Genomic DNA, 18,045 nt, shown 5'->3' with positions numbered 1-18,045 from the left:
GGCTCGAACTCGTCGTCGATCCGTACCTTGCATCCGTAGTTCTAGTGCACCGGGTGTGCACCGCACCATGGCGGGGATGAACTGATGTGGACACAGCGGGACCAACTACAGGCGTACCAGTTCCTGCGCCGCCGCCTCGTCTCGGCGCTACAGGTCGGTGACGCCAACCATCCGGTGTCGCCGAGCCGCCGCCTGGTCATCGGGTGTGCGCTCGGCGCCGCGGCGGCCCTGCTGGTCACCGCCGGCTTCGGGGTGTACGGGTTCCTGCGGCCCGGCGCGAACACCGACTGGCGCAAGCCCGGCCAGGTGGTGATCGAGAAGGACACCGGCGCGGCGTACGTGATGGGCTCCGACGGGTTGCTGCACCCGATGCTCAACTACGCCTCGGCGCGGCTGCTCGCCGGCGGCAACGGCACCGCGACCAGCAGGGTGTCGAGCAAGTCCCTGGCGGCTGCGCCGCGTGGCGTACCGCTCGGGATTCCGGGCGCACCGTCGTCGTTGCCGGCCCGGGACCGGCTGCTGACGGCGCCGTTCACCGTCTGCGCGCAGAGCGCCGAGGGACGGCCGGCGGGCACCCCGCCCCTCACCACGGCGCTGGCGGGGGTGTCGCCCGTGGGTACCGAGGTGGGCGCGGCGACGGCCCTGTTGGTCTCCAGCCCGGACGGGGCCGGGCACGCGGTGGTGGCCGGGCGCCGGCACCGGATCGCCGACCCGGCCACCGCCGTGGCCCTCGGCTACGACGCGGTACGCCCGCTGCCGGTCAGCGCGGCCTGGCTGAACGCGGTGGTCGCCGGCCCGGACCTGCGGCTGATCACGGTGGCCGGGGTGGGCTCCGCCGGGCCCCGGGTCGGTGACCGGGCCACCCGGGTCGGCCAGGTGCTCGCCGCCACGAACGTCGGCACCGAGCCTCGCTACTACCTGGTCCGCGCCGACGGGCTGCTGGCGATCGGGCAGACCGAGGCGGCGCTGGTGCTCGGCAATCCGGCCAACCGGGCGGCGTACCCGGGTGGTGCGGCGCGCGAGATCGGGGTGACCGCGGCCGACGTGGCGCAGTCACGGCCGGCGACCGGTACGACCGCCGACTATCCGGCCCGGCTCGCCCCGCCGGTCGAGGTCTCCGGCGAAGGGGTCGCCGTGTGCGCGACGCCGGACGGTGACCGGGCGGTGGTCAGACTGGGTTCCTCGACCGGTGTGCCGGCGGGGGCGGCGCCGGTCGCGGCGGGTGGCGGATCCCGGGCCGACGTGGTGTTCGTGCCGGCCGGCCGGGCCGCCGTGTTACGCGAGCGGCCGACACCGCAGGCCGCTCTCGGCACCGTCTTCCTCCTCACCGACCAGGGCGTACGCCATCCGGTCCCGGACGGCGACGCGTTGAAGGCACTCGGCTACGGGGCGGTCCGGCCCACTCCGGTGCCGCCGAGCGTGCTGGCCCTGTTCCCCACGGGCCCGGTGCTGGAGCCGGCCGCCGCCCAGCGGCCCGCGGCGCCGGTCGCGGTTCGACCGGCCGCCGGCACGGAGGAGACGCGGTGACCGGGGTGACGGCGATCGAGGTGTCGGTGGTGGAGGACCACCCCCTCTACCGGGCCGCGCTGGTCCGCGCGCTCGGGGACGCGCCGGACGTCCTGGTCAGCACCACCGCCAGGTCGGTGGAGGAGTTCGCGGCGTACCGGCAGCCCGGGGGCGGGGTGGTGATCCTCGACCTGAGGCTGCCCGGCGTACGCGACGCGGCGGCGGTGGTCGCGGTCGCCGGGATGGGCCACCGGGTGCTGGTGGTGTCCGCGCACGGCGACCAGTCCGATGTGCTCGGTGCGATCGCCGCCGGGGCTCGCGGATACCTGACCAAGGACGCTGACGCCGACGAGATCCTCCGGGCGGTACGGGAGATCGCCGCCGGCAACACCTACGTGTCGCCGACCCTGGCATCGATCCTGCTGGACTCGTCCCGTGGCCGGCAGCCGTCGTACCGGGTGCCGCTGTCCGACCGGGAGCGTCAGGTGCTGTCGCTGCTGGCTGCCGGTGAACGGGACCAGGACATCGCGGAGGCGCTGGCGATCAGCGTCCGCACGGTGCGCTCCCACCTGGACCGGATCCGGGAGAAGACGGGACGCCGCCGACGGCCGGAGTTGACCCGGCTGGCGATCGAGGAGGGCATCGTCGCACCGGCGCAGAACCACTGACGAGCCGGATGCCGTTCATGGCTGGGCGGCTCGGGCATGCGTCCGGAGTCGTCCGATCCGGCCGCCCACGAGGTCCCCCGTTTCCGGGGCTACGGTCAGGCTCCGGTCGCTACCGTCCTCGCGGCGGCGGCCAGCAGATTCCTGAGCAGGTCGTGCGGGAACCCCTCCTCCGCCTCCGCCGGCGGTGTCACCCGTGTGCTGTAGAAGGCGGCCTCGTGGTCGTCGTCCTGCTCGGCCCACAGGTTGCCTGCCTCGTCGCGGTGCCACGCCACCTTCTCGCCGCGGAAGTCGGCACGATCGAGCCAGTCGGCGGCCCTGGGCCAGTAGCCGTCCCAGCCCGAAGGCCGCAGTGCGGCGTACGCCGCGTCCAGGCTGGCGACGGCGGCTTGGACGTCGTCGTCCTCGAAGACCGCGGCGAACCGGCACAGCAGGGCCATCGGCGCCCCGGGGTGCGACAGCAGCGGATCCCGCACGGCGACTGCGCGGCAGATCAACTCGAGTTCCGACCAGCGCAGCGCGTACGGGTGCCAGTGCGCCAGATCGTCCCAGCCCAGCCCTGCGGGCTCGGCTGACCCGGGCCCGGTGATGCCCAGTTCGTGCAGGCCCAACTCGGTGTCGACGTCGAGCAGGATGAGATGGCCGCCGCCAACGTCGAAGGTGACGGTGAGCGCCGTGTCCTCGTCGTCGTCATCGGCCTCGTCGTCTTCGTCTTCGTCTTCGTCGAGCAACTCTTCGAGCGCGCCCAGTCGATCGGCGCCGGGGCCGTCCTCCGCGGCGAAGGTGTACCGCGCCCAGAAGGCCGGATCGTGCAGAGATTCGCGCAGAGGTGCTGGAAGGCTCATGCCATGATCATCGCCTGTCGACGTGGCACGCCGTCAGACCGGGTCGGCTGCCTTCGCCGAGCGCACCCGGGACACCGAAGGCTGGCTCTGGACCAGGACCGTTGACGCGTTGCGCGACGGCGATCGCCGTGACGGCGAACTGCACCAGCCCGCGGAGGTGCCGCGTTCACGGCCACTCAGTCGAGACAGAACTCGTTGCCCTCGACGTCCTGCATCACGAGGCACGACTCGTTTTCCTCGTCGGCAAGCAGTAGTCGCACGCGTACCGCGCCGAGCGCGACCAGTTGTGCGCATTCGGCCTCAAGTACGGCCAGGCGCTCCTCACCCACGAGCCCGGTGCCGACCCGCACGTCGAGATGCACCCGGTTCTTGGCGACCTTGCCTTCGGGAACGCGCTGGAAGTACAGTCGCGGCCCCACACCTGTGGGATCGATGCAGGCGAACGCTGAGACCTGCTGTTCAGACGGCGGCGTCTGACCGGAACCGTCCGGAGTGGCAGACTCCTCCAGCGACGGCGGTACGACGTACCCCAACACCTCGCACCAGAACCGAGCGACGCGCTCAGGCTCTGCGCAGTCGAACGTGACCTGGACCTGCCTGACCGGTGCCATCCGTCCACCATAGAGGCAGGGCCGTCCGCCGTCTCCGCTGGGCCATCGGGTCAGCCGCGGATGGCGTACAGGTACACGGTGACCACTTCAGGCGCGTCGAGGATGAACAGGACCGATCGGCGCGTGCCGTCGGCGGTGGGTTGCTCCTCGACGATGCCGGACACGGTCACGGCGGTTTCGGGGTCCCACAGGTTGCCGCCGCCGACGTTGTGTTTCGCGTCGACTGCCCGAAGCCCTGGTGTGGGAGTCGTCGTGAACTTCGCCTCGGCGATGAAGGCGTCGAACGCAGTACGGGGCATGCGGAACTTCGCCGAAAACAGGGTTTCCAGGCCATTGCGGTAAGCGGCGGACAGCAGCACGGTTCCGGGAGGCAGGGTCACGTGAGCGACGGCTTCCACCTGAGCCCCACTGGCGACCTGTGGCCCGGACTGCACCGGGAGCGGATCCAGTTCTTCGCCACCGAAGACCAGCCCGGCCACACCGCACGCGATCAGCGACAGCACCATGCTGATGCACGCAAGTACGACCACGCTGTTGCTGCGCCGATCACGGGTCGCCGGGGCAGCGGTCTCGATCATGGTCAACACCATAGGGTGCGCACGCTCGTCGCCACGTACGGCAGAAGAAGCTGGAACACCAGGGCGGCGGCAGACTCCTCCACCCGGCCCTGATCATGGCGGCCGGACGCGTAGCAGGTGAGTTCACCGAGGCTGGAGCAGCCCGCGTTCGGCCATGTGGGCTCGCAACGTCTCGGCGTCCTCGGCGGACATCAAGCGGCGTGGGATCACGGTCGCCGGCATCCGCCCGACGTACAGGATCCAGAACTCGGGAGTGTCCCTCACCTGGGTGACCCCGTCCCAGGCGATGCCGCCGGACTCCGAGCCGCTGCGCATCATGATGTTGTCGTCGGTGATGTCGTAGGCGCCCTCGACGGCGTAGCGACCGGAGCGGCGCCGGGCGCGCAACCGCACCCACGGCGAGTACAGCATCGACAGCAGGCCACCCACGACCATCGCCATGCACAGCGACGAGACCTGGTCGCCCCACGCGAACCCCCGCGAGACGGCGAAACCGATCGCCCCGACCGCCGCCAGCACCGCGCCGATGTAGCCGTACCTGCGCAGCCGGACGCTGCTGAGCGCGGCAGCCACGCGGCCCGGGTAGGCGGGATCGGCGGGGACGTCGAAACGGATGTGCACGCCAGAACGATAGTGCCCCCACCCGCCCTCGGGCAGCGCTGGCTCGCCCCGCCGGCCGGATCGTCGGGGACCACTCGTTGTCAGCGGCGTGAGCAGACGTGCATGCGCTACTCGTTGATGAGCTGCTCTCGGAGAATGTCCGCGTGCCCGCAGTGCTGGGCGAGCTCGCGCAGCACGTGGAGATACACCCACCGCAGCGGAAGCGGGCCCCGCCGGTGCCCGTGCAGGATGTCGTCCAGCCCGAGGGCTGACGTCGCCCGGCGTGACGCTTCGCAGGCTTCGCGGTGTGCGTGCTGGACGGTGGCGATCGTGTCGTCGTCATCGAGGATGAACGACTCGTCCGGGGTCTCAGGGATGCCGATCTCAGCGCGCGACCGGCACGTGACGGCCTGGTCGAACCAGACCTTCTCGACGAAGGTCGCGTGCTTCACAAGACCCAACAGCGTGGTCCGGGAGGCCACCAAGGATCGGCGCACCTGTTCCTCTGTCAGCCCGTCCAGGCAGCCGTTGAGCGCGCTGCGGTGCTCGTCGAGGAACGCCTCGAACTGGGCACGGGCTGGCTGTGCGACGACCTGGTCGGCGAAGGTGGACGGGTAGGAAGGCATGTCTGAAGCATTCCAGAGCGCCACCGGACGCACCTTCTTACGTGCCGTGCTGTCGGCGCACCATCTCGGTGATCCAGGTGGGCGCGAACGGAGAGGTGCAGCCCGGGGAGGTCGGGTAGTCCTTGAGCACCTCCAGGCGCTCACCGATCTCGATTGCGCGGGCGCGGTGCTCGGCGTGCTCGATCCCGATGTGCCCCAGGCACTCGTTCATCGCCCACTGCAGGCGATCCGGGGCGTCTCTCATCTCCGCCTCGATGACGTCGAGCAACCCTGCGAGGTCGAGGCCCTCGGGCTTCTTCCTCACGCGTTCGGTGGTCAGCGCCCAGCCGGCACTCGCGACCACTGAATCCGGATCGGCGTACCAGGCCAGGCGCAGTTCTTCGGAGTGCGGGTTCTTCTTCACCACGTAGTTCACGAGCCAGTCGTGCACCTTGGGTGTGCGCGCCTCGCGCAGCATGACGTCCAACTCGTCACGCTCGAACGCCTTCGGGCGGCAGATCAGGATCGCCAGCAGTCTCGCTGCGGTGTCATCCGTCTCCCAGAGCTGGCACGCGAGTTCCTGCTGCGTCTTGAGCCGGTTCGCGAGCGCGCGCAGCTTGCTGAGGTTCACACCGTGATCGTCGCCGTGTCTCTCGTTCACCTCGCGTGCCTTCGGGTCCTCGAGCGCGGCCAGCTCGGCCACCACCTCGGCCACCGTCGTCTCACTCACCTCAGCCTCCTGCCCGTCGCGTACGGGATTCAGCCTACGAGGAAAGCCCGGGTGAACCAGATGAACAGCAAGCACATGGTCAAGACCACGGCCGGGTCGTCGGTGAGTTCGTAGAACGTGCTCAAGCCGCTGTTCGAGTCGGCTGCGAGCGAGGTCGTCAGTGATTTCCAGCCCGGAGTCGCGCCATGGCTGGACGACTTTCGCTGGGTCCGGCAGGTAGCCGACGATGTCCATGACGTTCCAGTACCGGAACTCGTCCTCGTCGTGATCGCCATCGGCCCGGCGGCGATACGCATTCGTGAATCTTGCCCCAGCCTCAACGCCGTGCAACATGGCCAGATAGGTCGCGGCATGTGCAACGTCCAGGGCCGCCGGTCCCCACGATGTCTCGACCCAGTCCACTACGCCGCTGATACGGCCCTGCGACCACAGCAGATTTCCCAGATGAAAGTCTCGGTGCAGGAACGTACCGGCATAGGTCGGCACGGGTTGTTCCAGCAGTTCGAATGCCTGATTCCACAGCTGTCGCCGCTGCGCCCACGGCGGCATGACTCGTTTGCCAGGCGCCGCCCACGACTGGTACTGCCGTGGCCTGTCATGTCCAGGCGCGAATTGATGGATGCCTACGAGAACCTGCGCCATTTCCTCCAGGATGCTGTCCGCGGCGGAGGTCAGGCACAGACGTCCGGGCAGCCAGGACATGAGGTGTGCCGGTGCCCCGGCGGTGTCCCCGGACAGGTCGAGGGCGACACTTCGAGGCACTGGGATCGATGACCTTTGTAGTTGCTGCTGGACAGCCGCCTCTCTGGAAAGCAGTCCGGCAGCGTGCCGGCGCCACGGCTCTTTTGTCATCAGCCGAAGTACAGCCTGTTCGCCGTCGTGTCCGGTCAGGCCAAGCATGGTGGACGTCCAACCACCCGTGAGACGCCGCACCCTGGTGATCCGACGCTGCCAAGTCGACTCAACCCAGCGAATCCCAACCTCGGTCGCACTGCCCACAGGCACCACTCTTTCGTCGGAATCTTGTCGGCGAGTTGGGATGCCTCGTTGACGACTCACCGATCCGGACGACGTTACCGAGGCGACCGGTCACAGTTCGCCTCGGTACCAGGCGTCGACCTCGGCTTGAAGTGCGTCCTCGTCCGGTTTCGCTGGTCGGGCCTGATCGATCCAGCGGAGCAGATCCCGCGCGAGCGGAGCTACGTTCTCCGTCTGTCTGGCCTCGTCGGCGGTGAGGTACCCGACGACAGGGCCGGCGAGGGGATCGTCCGCGTCGCAGCGGACGCACAGGTGACACTCATGGACGACCGGGTACCGGTTCCCTGACGCGTTCGTCCAGGTGCCGGGAAGGCGCAGGACGGCCAGGACGTTGTCGGTGCCGCATCGGTGGCACGGGAAGTCGCGGGTCACGCGCGTCCGATCGCGTCCGGGCCGAGCAGCGCCTTGACGTCCCCGTAGAACGCCGGTTCCGGAGCGACCCGGAAGGGCTTGAGGTTCCACAGCAGGCTTCGGGCGCCGTGCCCGTCCAGGCGCACGTGTACGGGTGCCCGGCCTGGATGGGTGGTCAGGATGTGTTTGAGATCTTGCACAAGTCGCGGGTTCACCTGGTTCGCCTGGAGGGCGATCACCACGGGTGGCTCGCTGTTCGCCCGGGAGACGTCGAGCAGCGTGATCTCCTCGCCGTAGAGGCTTGTCGTCTCGTCGCGTACGTTGATCCGGCCCCGTACGGAGACGACCCGGTCCTGGGTCAGCGTGTCTCCGTACAGGGCGTAGGTCTTGGGGAAGATCAGGCACTCCACGGCGGCGTCGCGGTCTTCGAGGGTGACGATCGCCCACGGGTTGCCCTGCTTGGTGACCTTGCGTTGCAGGCCGGAGATGATGCCGCTGACCCGGGTCGCCCGGTCCGGCCGGCCAGCGGTGAGCAGGTCGGCGATGGTGGTGTCGCGGTTGGCACGCAGTACGTGCTCGGCGCCGTCGAGCGGGTGGCTGGAGACGTACAGGCCGAGCATCTCGCGTTCGAAGGCGAGGAGGGTGGCCCTCTCCCACTCTCCCGGTGGGATCGTGATCGAGAACGTGGCGCTCTGGGCGGTCTCGCCGAACAGCGAGTGCTGGCCGTGGGCTTCGTTGCGCTTGACGTCGACGACCGCGTCGACGGCCTGCTCGTGCACGCTGACCAGGGCTTTGCGGTGGTGCCCCAGGCTGTCGAACGCGCCCCCCTTCGCCAGCGACTCGATGACCCGCTTGTTGCAGACGGTGGATGGGACCTTGGCGAGGAAGTCGTTGAAGTCCGTGTACGGGCCCGCGGTCTCGCGTGTGGTGATGATGGCGTCCACGACGCCGGCTCCGACGTTGCGTACGGCGCCCAGGCCGAACCGGATGTCGGAGCCGACGGCGGCGAAGTCCAACCGGCTGGCGTTGACGTCAGGCGGCAGCACCTTGATCCCCAGGCGCCGACAGTCCGACAGGTAGACGGCCATCTTGTCCTTGTCGTCGCCGACCGAGGTGAGCAGCGCGGCGAGGTACTCCTGCGGGTGGTTGGCCTTGAGGTACGCGGTCCAGTAGGAGACCAGGCCGTACCCCGCGGTGTGCGACTTGTTGAAGCCGTAGCCGCTGAACGGGACCAGCACGTCCCAGACCGCCTTGATCGCCTTGTCGGAGAAGCCACGCGTGCGCATCCCCGCGGAGAAGCGATCCCATTCAGCGTCCAGGACCTCTTTCTTCTTCTTGCCCATGGCGCGGCGCAGCAGGTCGGCGGCGCCGAGGGAGTACCCGGCGAGCTGCTGTGCGATGGCCATGACCTGTTCCTGGAAGACGACCAGGTGGTAGGTGTCGCCGAGGATGGGCTCGAGCACCTTCTCCAGTTCGGGATGAATCGGTTCGACCGACTGCTTGCCGGTCTTGCGCAGGGCGTAGTTGGTGTGGGCGTTCATCTCCATCGGGCCGGGTCGGTACAGCGCGTTCACCGCGGCGATGTCGGTAAATGTGGTGGGCTGCATGAGCTTCAGCAGGACCCGCATGCCGCCGCTGTCCAACTGGAAGACCCCGAGGGTGTCGCCGCGGGCCAGCAGTTCGTAGGTCCTGGCGTCGTCGAGCGGGACGTCGAGGATGTCGATCTCGATGCCCTTGTTGGCGCGGACGTTGACGATCGCGTCGCCGATCACGGTGAGGTTGCGCAGGCCGAGGAAGTCCATCTTCAACAGGCCCATGTCCTCAGCCTGGGTGAAGGGGAAGCCGGTGATCACCGGCCCACCGGCCTTCGGCTTGACCAGCGGGATCACGTCGATCAGGGGCTCGCTGGAGAGGATCACGCCAGCGGCGTGGACGCCGGTGCCCCGGGTGAGACCCTCCAGGCCGACCGCGGTGTCGATCACCCGTTTGACGTCCGGGTCCTGCTCGTACATCTGGCGCAGCTCGGCCGCTTCACCGTGCCGGGGGTGGTGCTCGTCGTGCATGGCGGCCAGCGGGATCTCCTTGCCGCCGTCCGCCGCCGGGAACGCCTTGGTGATCCGGTCCCCCAGGGCGTACGGCAGGCCGAGCACCCGGCACGCGTCCTTGACGGCGGCCTTGGCTTTGATGGTGCTGAACGTGACGATCTGGCAGACCCGGTCCTCGCCGTACCTGCGGGAGACGTAGTCGATCATTTCGTCGCGTCGCCGGTCGTCGAAGTCGAGGTCGACGTCCGGCATGGTGACGCGCTCGGGGTTGAGGAACCGTTCGAAGATCAGCTTGTGCTCGATCGGGTCGAGCTGGGTGATCCCGGTGCAGTAGGCGACGATCGAACCGGTGGCCGAGCCGCGGCCGGGACCCAGGCCGATGCCGTGCTCGCGGGCGTACCGGCAGATGTCGGCGACCACCAGGAAGTAGCCGGGAAAGCCCATGGCGCCAATGACCGACAACTCGTAGTCGATGCGGTCCAGCACCTCCTGCGGCGGGTGCTCGCCGTAGCGACGGCATGCCCCCTTCAGGGTCTCCTTGCGCAGCCAACTGGACTCGTTCTCGCCCTCGGGGACGGGAAAGCGAGGGGTCAGGTCCCGGTGGGCGAACACCTCTCCGTAGTCGCCGATCCGCTCGGCGATCAGCAGCGTGTTGTCGCAGGCACCCGGTACCTCACCGTCCCACAACGCGCGCATCTGTCCGGCGGACTTGAGGTAGTAGCCGCTGCCGCCGAACCGGAAACGGTCGACGTCGGCGAGCCGCTTCCCGGTGCCGACGCACAGCAGCGCGTCGTGTGCCTGGGCCTGGCTCTCAGTGACGTAGTGCGAGTCATTGGTGGCCAGCGGCGGGAGGTCGAGTTCCTTGCCGAGCTTGAGCAGTTCGCTGCGGACCCGGCGCTCGATGGCCAGGCCGTGGTCCATCAACTCCAGGAAGTAGTTGTCCCTGCCGAAGATGTCGCGGTACCGCGCGGCAGCCTCGACGGCTTGGTCGTACTGGCCGAGGCGCAGCCTGGTCTGCACCTCACCGGACGGGCAGCCGGTGGTGGCGATGAGGCCTTGGCCGTGCGCGGCGAGCAGGTCGTCGTCCATCCGCGGGTACTTCTGGACGTGGCCTTCCAACCAGGCCCGCGACTGGAGTCGAAACAGGTTCCGCAGGCCCTGGGCGTCGCCTGCCCACATCGTCATGTGCGTATACAGGCCCCGCCCGGAGACGTCACCGCCCTTGCCGGTTTCGTCGTCGGACCGGCGCAACGCGAGGTTGTCGCTGTAGTAGACGGGCTGCCGATGATGACGTGAGGCGGGAGCGACGTAGGCCTCGATGCCGATGACCGGTTTGATCCCTGCCTTGCGGGCCGTCTGGTAGAACTCGTACGCCCCGTGCACGTTGCCGTGGTCACTCATCGCCACGGCCGGCATCCCCTGCCGGGACACCTCCTCCATCAGCAGGCCCACCTTGGCCGCCCCGTCCAGCATGCTGTACTCGGTGTGCACGTGAAGATGCACGAAGGACCTCACCGCCTACCACACCCCCTGGTTGTAGGATCGCCCTCGATCCCGAGCATTCGACCCGAGGGCAGGCACGGTTGTCCAACCACCAACACACCGAAGGATCACAACCAGCTGTTGTGGACGAGACTGCGGCGGATCTTGATGTCGGCGGGGTCCGTGCCTTCGTGGCGGTCACCGAGGAGCGCTACTTCAGCGAGGCCGCGGCCCGGCTCGGCATCAGCCAGCAGGCCGTTTCCAAGCGCATCGCCATGCTGGAGAAGGACCTCGGCGTGACGCTGTTCAGCCGCACTTCTCGCGGCGCCCAGCTCACCGTCGACGGGCAGGCGCTTCTTCCGCACGCGCGTAAGCTTCTCCAGGTCGAAGCACGTGCCGTCGCCGCCGTGCGTCCCGGGCGTCGCGCGCTTCGCATCGACGTGCTCAATCACCGGATCGGGCCAGCAGAGCTTCTGCGCAACTTCCACCGGGCGCACCCTGACATCGCGCTCGACATCGTGACTCTCATCGACGCCGATGTCGACGCGGCTGTCGCCGCCATCCGATCCGGAGCGATCGACGCCTCGTTCCGGGCCGTCACCGCACCCGAACAGCAACTACGGGATGGTGTCACGGCAGCGCGGGTCCTGGACGATCCCCATGAACTGCTGACCGGACCGACCCACCAACTGGCCGCCGCTCGCGCGGTCACGCCCGCCGATCTCGTCGGGCACCGGATCTGGATACCCGGCATCGTCCCCGGAACCGAATGGGCCACCTACTACGACGATCTCGCTGCCGCGTTCGGGCTCACCATCGAGCAGATCGGCCCCAACTTCGGCACTGACCACCTTCTGGACATGCTTGCGGGCTCCTCGACCCTGGCCAGCCTCACCGGCGAGCAGGTCCGGCTGCTCTGGCCGGCCGACTACGACCTGCGGCGCATACCGGTCCGCGAACCGACGCCGGTCTACCCGCACTCGCTGATCTGGCACCGCGACAATCCACACCCTGGCCTGGCCGCACTTCGCAACTGCATCCGCGCCAGGCCACGCCACCACCACGACGGCGAGACCTGGGCACCGAAATGGGCAATGCCGCATGGGTCGCCGTGAGGAACGGCTCTGGTGTCCCGGGCTGACGGGGTGCCATGATCGGCGCGTGTCGCTGTGGGAGGCCGCCTGGCGTTTCGGAGTGCCGCTGATCGGCGTCCTCGCCGTCGCAGCCGCCGTGTCCGTCGCGTTCTCCGACCCGCCCGACAAGTTCTCCCTGCCACGCGGCTGGCAGTGGGCGTGGGTGGGCCTGTGGCTGATGACGGCCGGTGAGGCGGCGTTCGGCGACGACAGACCGTGGTTCGAGCGTGCCTGGAAGGGTGCCGTCGCGCTGTTGGTCGCCGTGGCCGTCACCGTCGCTGCGTGGCGTCACCACCGGTGGCGGACGCGTGCGGCGCCGGCACCACCGTCGCCTGTGGACCCGGGGAGTTCGCCGCAGCCCTGAGCGCCCTCGTCGGCTGTTCCCGGGTGCGCCGTGCCGCATGAAGGGCGTCGATGACCCGGTCGGTGTGCATGCGGTCGGCCGATCAGATCCGGGGCCTTCGGTGACCGGAGGCGGAACGCCGAGCGCAGCGCTCGGCGGCACCGGACCGGACGCGCCTGACGGCGAAGTATCATCCCGCCCATGCGAGCGCCGGGGTCAGCGGACTGGTCGATCGATGTCGACGATCCCGTGGTCGGTGTCGGCGAGTTCGTGATGGCGGACGAGGCGGCATACTGCGCACTCGACCGCCGGCTCGGTTACGCCGAGCTGTCGCTGTGCCGCGAGACCGCGAGTGCCCGCCTGTCGGTGGTCGACGTCGCCGACGTCGCGTCGTTCACGCCCGAATACCGCGACCAACTCGGAATCGGTGACCGTCGCGGAGCGGTGCGACTCGTCGGTGGCGGGTTGGGTCAGTTCCGTGCCGGAGTCTGGGCCTCGCCCGTGGCCGAGCCGGACCGGCAGGCGCTGATCACCGATCTGGTACGACGGGCCGTGGACGAAGCACGCCGGGACGGTGTGGCCGCCGTTTCGCCGTTCGTCGGCGCGGCGGACCTGGATGCCTTCACATCGACTGCCGGAGATGTCCACACCCGCGCTCAGGCGTCGTGGTGTTCCCTGCCGATCGATGCTGCCGGCGATGTCGACCAGTTCATCGACGGCCAGGAGCGAAAGTGCCGCCAGACCTGGCGACGGGATCAACGCGACGCCGAGCGGCTCGGCCTGACCTACGACGTGGTGCCCCTCGACGACGAACACCTCAGGGCGGCGGCTCCGCTGGTGGCCGAAGTGGCCCGGCGTAACGGGCTGGACGAGCACGTACGGATCGCCCAGTGGCGGGTGAAGAACTATCTGAGGCGGCCCGGCCGTCACTTCCTGATCCGCAGTTCGGCCAGCGGTCAGGCGCTGGCGTACACGGTGTGCCGCCGCTGGGGCCGTACGCTCGACGCCCACACCGTGGGGCTCGACGGGCGCACCCCGCAACGGAGGTCGGTCTACCACTTCGCGGCGTACCTGGCCCCGCTACGTGTCGCGATCTCCGCTGGGCTCCGGCGCCTGGATCTGGGCCTCGCCCACGAACAACCCAAGCTGGTACGCGGGTGTGAGGCCGAACCCATGTGGTTCGTCGACTATCGAGGCTAGCCACGCCGCCCGAGGCCCGAGCGTGACCCACTGGAATCTATCGGGAGTCGCCGGCCGTGGCCGTGTCGTCGCGGAGCCGCCGCACCACCGTTGCCCGGTCGAGCTTTCCCGAGACCGTCCGCGGAAGATCCTCTCCCAGCACGACGTACCGGCTCGGCCGGTACAGCGGTGGCAGCTCGTCAACGATACGGCGCCGGACATCGTCCGGATCATGGTTGTCACCAGCCAGTACAGCCACGAGGTTGACCGCCCCGGCCCGGTCCGGTACGGCGACCGCCGCGACCTGGTGACATCCGGTCACCCGCTGCAGAGCCGCCTCGACGTCACCCAGTTCGACCCGTACGCCGCGCACCTTGACCTGTGAGTCGCGACGACCGAGGAACACCAGCCCGTCGGGGCCCTCCTCGAACATGTCGCCGGTCCGGTACATGCGGACACCGTCGCGCACCACGAATGCTTCGTCGGTGGCGCTGCGGTTCCCGACGTAACCCTCCGCCAGGAGGCCGCCGAGCAGCAGCTCGCCGTCGCCGTGCTCGTCCCGTTCGATCCGGTACGTGGACGGCGCGACGGGGTGTCCGGTCGGCGCCCACCCGTCGCCGAGCGCGTGAGTGTACCGCCACGTCGTCGCATAGATCACCGCCTCCGTCGGCCCGTAGTGGTTCCAGACCGCACGTGCGGTGGCCGCCAGTTCGTTCGCCAGCCGGCCCGGCAGTGCCTCGCCGGCGCTCCACACCGAGGTTCCCGCCGATGGTGACCACCCGAGCGAGGCCATCACGCCGAACATCGTGGGCGTCGCCTGGATCACGGTGGGTGGCTGTGCGGCGAGCCACCGCACCAGGGCCCCGACGTTGGTACGGGCCGTCCGACGTGGAAACCGCGCCTCACCGCCGGCCACCAGGGGCACCAACGTCTCGATCCAGCTGATGTCGAAGCTGGGAGAGCTCAGGCTCGGAACGGAGTCCCGCTCGGTGAATTCGAGGTACTCGGCAAAGGTCGCGATCCGGGTGCAGAGGTTGTCGAGCCGGACGTGGACACCCTTCGGCACGCCGGTGCTGCCGGAGGTGAACATGACGTAGCCGGGTTGGTCACCGAGGTCTGGCCGCTCGGTGTCGACCAGCCGGCTGGGGCGGTAGGCCTCGGCGGTCGTCCGATCGCCGTCGAGCGTGACGACGGCGGTGGCTCCGGACGTCCGGAGCATCTGCTCGCGCCGCTGCGGCGGTGTGGCCGGGTCGATCGGGACCACGATGGCGCCGAGACTCCATGCCGACAGGCTCACCACCAGGCTCGCAAACGGGTCGGAGGTCTCGACGGCGATCACCGCGCCCGAGACGTCGGAGGTCACCGCGTTCAGCTTGTCACCGACGCGGGACAACAGGGACCGCAGCTCGCCGGGGGCGAGGAGGCCCTCCGGTTCGAGCGTGACCCGGGGTCCGCTCCGGTCGCCGAACGCCTCGGTCCACGAACCGGTGGTGACGGCCGACAACCAGTCGTGCCCTGTCATGCCACAGGGACGATCTTGCTTGCCATCTCGGCGAGGTTCTCGCTCTCGAACACGACCTCCATGTCCAGTACGAGTCCGTGGTCGGCCTCGAGAGCGGACACCAGCCGGACGGCGTCGACCGACGTCGCACCCAGCGCGAACAAGTCGTCCTTCGGGGCGAGCGACTCGATGCCGAACACGGACTGCGCCGTGACCAGCAGAGTCGTCAGGATCGGGTCGTCGTCCATGGGCCTGTCCTCCGCACCACGTTCAATGGGATTCCCAGATGCTAGCCATCGGGTCAGACCTGTGGAAGCGCCTGACGGCTATGATGACCATCATTCATGCCACGTGATTCACGTCTATGTCCGAAACAGATATGCGGGCAACGGAGGGAACCTGTGCAGACACGATCCGTACCCGTCGCCACCCTGCGCGACGGCCAGCACGGCGTCGTGGTGGCCGTCGACTTCGGAGGAGTGCGGCGCGAGGAGGCTGGCTTCCCGGACCTGCTGCCCTACCTGTCGATCGAGCACACCGTCCTGGCGCCACAGACGACCGTCGAGATCGACGGCGACTGGGAAGGCATGCGGCGGCACCAGTTGGAGTCCTGGGTGGACGGCATCCGGTCGCACGGCCAGCGGGTTTCCGCGGTGCTGGGCTATTGCGCCGGCTCCGCGATGGCGACCCGGCTGGCCACCGAGCTGGCCGACGGCGCCGGTGGACCCGCGTTGGTTCTCCTGGACCCGTCGTGGCCGACTCGTGACGTCCTTCTCGAAGCCCACGACGTCGCGGTCGAACGGTTGCTGGACCCGGTCCGGGATCCGGCCGTCCGCGAATCACTCCGTGCCGTGGTCCCGGATCAGGATGACCCGACCCGGCTCGCGCGGGCGCTCGTCACGCACTATTCCGAGACCGCCTGGCGGGTCGCGGCCCACCTCCGGCTGACCGAGACGCCGGTCCGCAACCTCATCGCACGGATCGAGCGGCACCTGAGCTACCTCCTGATCGCGGCGGGTGAGGCTGCGGACGTCGTGGCCCGGGCCACCCTCCCGCCGCCCGGATCGGTGCTGACGATCCTGTCCGTGGCCACGCCCGGCGAGGTCGCGTGGATTCCTGGCACCACCGTACGAACCGAGCTGCCCCGGCCTCGTCTGCTCGCCGAGCCGGCCGTTGCCGACCGTGTCGACGACTTCATCAGACGCCACGACGCCGCTACGGATCAGAGGACGGCCACCGCGTTGATCAGCGATGGTGGGTGAGGGCAACCGAAGATCGTCCGAAGATCGTTAGGGTGGGCGGCATGGCAAGCCCTGCTCCTTCCGCCGCCCGGAATCCGCTCACCCTGCTCACGCTTGACGAACTCCGGCAGCGCACCAGCGTGAAGTGGCGCATGCACGCGCCCGACGTGCTCCCGCTCTGGGTCGCGGAGATGGACGTGCCGCTGGCTCCCCCGGTGGCCGACGCGCTCCGCCGCGCGGTCGACCTCGGTGACACCGGTTACGCGTACGGAACGGCGTACGCGGAGGCGCTCGGCGAGTTCGCCGCCCGGCGCTGGGGCTGGCACGGCTTCCGCGTCGACCACACCACTGTCGTACCCGACGTGATGATGGGCGTCGTCGAGGTGCTCCGGCTGGTGACCGATCCCGGAGACGCGGTGGTGGTCTGCTCCCCCGTCTACCCGCCCTTCTACGCCTTCGTCAGCAACGCCGGCCGGCGGGTCATCGAGGCCCCGCTCGGGCCCGACCTGCGGATGGATCCCGTCGCCCTCGAGGAGGCCTTCCGCCGGGCCAGGGCCCACGGCCGCCGGCCGGCGTTCCTGTTGTGCAACCCGCACAACCCGACGGGCGTCGTCCACCGGCGCGAGGAGCTCGAGACCGTCGCCGAGCTGGCCGACCGGCACGGCCTCCGGGTGATCTCCGACGAGATCCACGCCCCCCTGGTGCTGCCCGGGACGCACTTCACCCCGTACCTCACGGTGGCCGGTGCCGAGAACGCCTTCGCGTTGCTCTCCGCTTCGAAGGCGTGGAACCTCGCCGGCCTCAAGGCGGCGCTCGCGGTCGCCGGGCCGCAGGCCGCCGCCGACCTCGCCCGGATGCCCGAGGAGGTCAGCCACGGGCCCAGCCACCTCGGCGTTCTCGCGCACACCGCCGCGTTCCGCACCGGCGGGCCGTGGCTCGATCTCCTGCTCGACGGCCTCGACGGCAACCGCGCGCTGCTGGCGGCACTCGTGGCGGAGCACCTCCCGTCCGTCACGTACCACCGCCCCGAGGGCACCTACCTCGCCTGGCTGGACTGCACGGGGCTGGGCATCGCCACCGGGCAGCCGGCCGGCGAACCCGCCGTGGTCAGCGACCTGGCCGGGCCCGCGAAGATGTTCCTCGACCGCGCGCGGGTCGCCCTCAGCTCCGGGCATGTCTTCGGCACCGGCGGGGCGGGCTTCGTACGGCTCAACTTCGCCACCTCCCCCGCGATCCTCACCGAGGCCGTCGCCCGGATGGGCCGGGCGGTCGACGCGCACCTGTCGGCGAGCTGAGCCCTCGGTCCCGGGTGCCGTGCCTGCACGGCCCGGCGCAGGTTCGACCAGCCGCCGGTTCAGGCGTGCCGTCCTCAGCGCCGTGCCGTCCTCAGCTGCGTCTGACGAACCCGAGCGTCCCCGGCACGTCGACCCCCGCGCCGGTCACCACGTCGCCTTCAGCTACCGCCGCCGTCGTCAGCGAGGACGGCACCCGCCGGGCTCCCGCATCCGTCGCCTGCGACGGCGGCGGTCACCGCGTAGCCGGCCACCTGTCTCGCCTGGTCCGTTCCGCCTGTCTCGCCCACTGGGATGCCC

At 69.5% G+C, this 18,045-nt stretch carries 17 protein-coding genes; 7 read left to right on the top strand and 10 right to left on the bottom strand.

The genetic code is table 11. The features are described from left to right. The first annotated feature begins 84 nt into the window (after nt 1-84). Entirely contained in the window at nt 85-1,527 is a 1,443-nt protein-coding gene (eccB, locus tag AB0D32_RS07165; RefSeq protein ID WP_357085961.1) for a type VII secretion protein EccB, read from the top strand. Next, entirely contained in the window at nt 1,524-2,174 is a 651-nt protein-coding gene (locus AB0D32_RS07160) for a response regulator transcription factor (RefSeq protein WP_357085960.1), read from the top strand. The genes eccB and AB0D32_RS07160 overlap by 4 nt, the downstream gene beginning before the upstream one ends. Before the next feature lie 95 nt (nt 2,175-2,269). On the opposite strand, the gene AB0D32_RS07155 is transcribed toward AB0D32_RS07160, so the two are convergent. The 8 genes from AB0D32_RS07155 to dnaE form a co-directional block, all read right to left on the bottom strand. Then, the gene (locus AB0D32_RS07155; RefSeq protein ID WP_357085959.1) at nt 2,270-3,016 is read right to left on the bottom strand and encodes a hypothetical protein; all 747 of its coding nucleotides are present in this window, start codon (nt 3,014-3,016) and stop codon (nt 2,270-2,272) included. Between the two features lie 176 nt (nt 3,017-3,192). Further along, nucleotides 3,193-3,627, bottom strand: a complete 435-nt coding sequence (locus AB0D32_RS07150; RefSeq protein WP_357085956.1) for a VOC family protein — start codon at nt 3,625-3,627, stop codon at nt 3,193-3,195. Nucleotides 3,628-3,677: 50 nt separating this feature from the next. Next, entirely contained in the window at nt 3,678-4,205 is a 528-nt protein-coding gene (locus tag AB0D32_RS07145; protein WP_357085954.1) for a hypothetical protein, read from the bottom strand. Between the two features lie 123 nt (nt 4,206-4,328). Next, the gene (locus tag AB0D32_RS07140) at nt 4,329-4,826 is read right to left on the bottom strand and encodes a YcxB family protein (protein ID WP_357085952.1); all 498 of its coding nucleotides are present in this window, start codon (nt 4,824-4,826) and stop codon (nt 4,329-4,331) included. Between the two features lie 107 nt (nt 4,827-4,933). Further along, nucleotides 4,934-5,431, bottom strand: a complete 498-nt coding sequence (locus AB0D32_RS07135) for a DinB family protein (protein WP_357085949.1) — start codon at nt 5,429-5,431, stop codon at nt 4,934-4,936. 37 nt (nt 5,432-5,468) lie between these two features. After that, a complete protein-coding gene (locus AB0D32_RS07130) occupies nt 5,469-7,073 on the bottom strand; it encodes a phosphotransferase (RefSeq protein ID WP_357085947.1) in 1,605 nt (534 codons plus the stop codon). 156 nt (nt 7,074-7,229) lie between these two features. Then, nucleotides 7,230-7,550, bottom strand: coding sequence for a DUF6300 family protein (locus AB0D32_RS07125; RefSeq protein WP_357085945.1), 321 nt, complete (start codon nt 7,548-7,550; stop codon nt 7,230-7,232). Continuing rightward, a complete protein-coding gene (gene dnaE / locus AB0D32_RS07120) occupies nt 7,547-11,089 on the bottom strand; it encodes a DNA polymerase III subunit alpha (RefSeq protein WP_357085942.1) in 3,543 nt (1,180 codons plus the stop codon). Before dnaE ends, AB0D32_RS07125 begins: the two co-directional genes overlap by 4 nt. A gap of 110 nt (nt 11,090-11,199) precedes the next feature. On the opposite strand from dnaE, the gene AB0D32_RS07115 reads away from it, so the two are divergent. The 3 genes from AB0D32_RS07115 to AB0D32_RS07105 all read left to right on the top strand — a co-directional run bounded on the left by AB0D32_RS07115 (nt 11,200) and on the right by AB0D32_RS07105 (nt 13,732). Then, on the top strand, nt 11,200-12,171 hold the full coding sequence (locus AB0D32_RS07115; RefSeq protein ID WP_357085940.1) for a LysR family transcriptional regulator: 972 nt from the start codon (nt 11,200-11,202) through the stop codon (nt 12,169-12,171). A 46-nt stretch (nt 12,172-12,217) separates the two neighbouring features. After that, nucleotides 12,218-12,553, top strand: a complete 336-nt coding sequence (locus tag AB0D32_RS07110; RefSeq protein ID WP_357085938.1) for a hypothetical protein — start codon at nt 12,218-12,220, stop codon at nt 12,551-12,553. Nucleotides 12,554-12,733: 180 nt separating this feature from the next. Next, complete coding sequence (locus AB0D32_RS07105; RefSeq protein WP_357085936.1) at nt 12,734-13,732, top strand: hypothetical protein; 999 nt, start codon at nt 12,734-12,736, stop codon at nt 13,730-13,732. Nucleotides 13,733-13,769: 37 nt separating this feature from the next. Here the strand turns inward: AB0D32_RS07105 and AB0D32_RS07100 are convergent, their stop codons facing one another. Both AB0D32_RS07100 and AB0D32_RS07095 read right to left on the bottom strand, forming a co-directional pair. Next, nucleotides 13,770-15,233: an AMP-binding protein gene (locus AB0D32_RS07100; RefSeq protein ID WP_357085934.1), complete on the bottom strand. Its 1,464-nt coding sequence runs from the start codon at nt 15,231-15,233 to the stop codon at nt 13,770-13,772. Further along, nucleotides 15,230-15,460 (bottom strand): acyl carrier protein, encoded by a 231-nt coding sequence (locus tag AB0D32_RS07095; RefSeq protein WP_357085932.1) that lies wholly within the window; start codon nt 15,458-15,460, stop codon nt 15,230-15,232. Before AB0D32_RS07095 ends, AB0D32_RS07100 begins: the two co-directional genes overlap by 4 nt. A gap of 153 nt (nt 15,461-15,613) precedes the next feature. Between AB0D32_RS07095 and AB0D32_RS07090 the strand changes: the two genes are divergently transcribed. Further along, nucleotides 15,614-16,474 (top strand): hypothetical protein, encoded by an 861-nt coding sequence (locus AB0D32_RS07090; RefSeq protein ID WP_357085930.1) that lies wholly within the window; start codon nt 15,614-15,616, stop codon nt 16,472-16,474. 41 nt (nt 16,475-16,515) lie between these two features. Next, nucleotides 16,516-17,748: a MalY/PatB family protein gene (locus AB0D32_RS07085; protein WP_357085927.1), complete on the top strand. Its 1,233-nt coding sequence runs from the start codon at nt 16,516-16,518 to the stop codon at nt 17,746-17,748. Nucleotides 17,749-18,045: the final 297 nt, after the last annotated feature.

The sequence above is a fragment of the Micromonospora sp. NPDC048170 genome (genome assembly GCF_040652795.1).
Classification (GTDB): domain Bacteria; phylum Actinomycetota; class Actinomycetes; order Mycobacteriales; family Micromonosporaceae; genus Micromonospora.
This window is presented reverse-complemented; position numbering and strand designations above follow the sequence as displayed.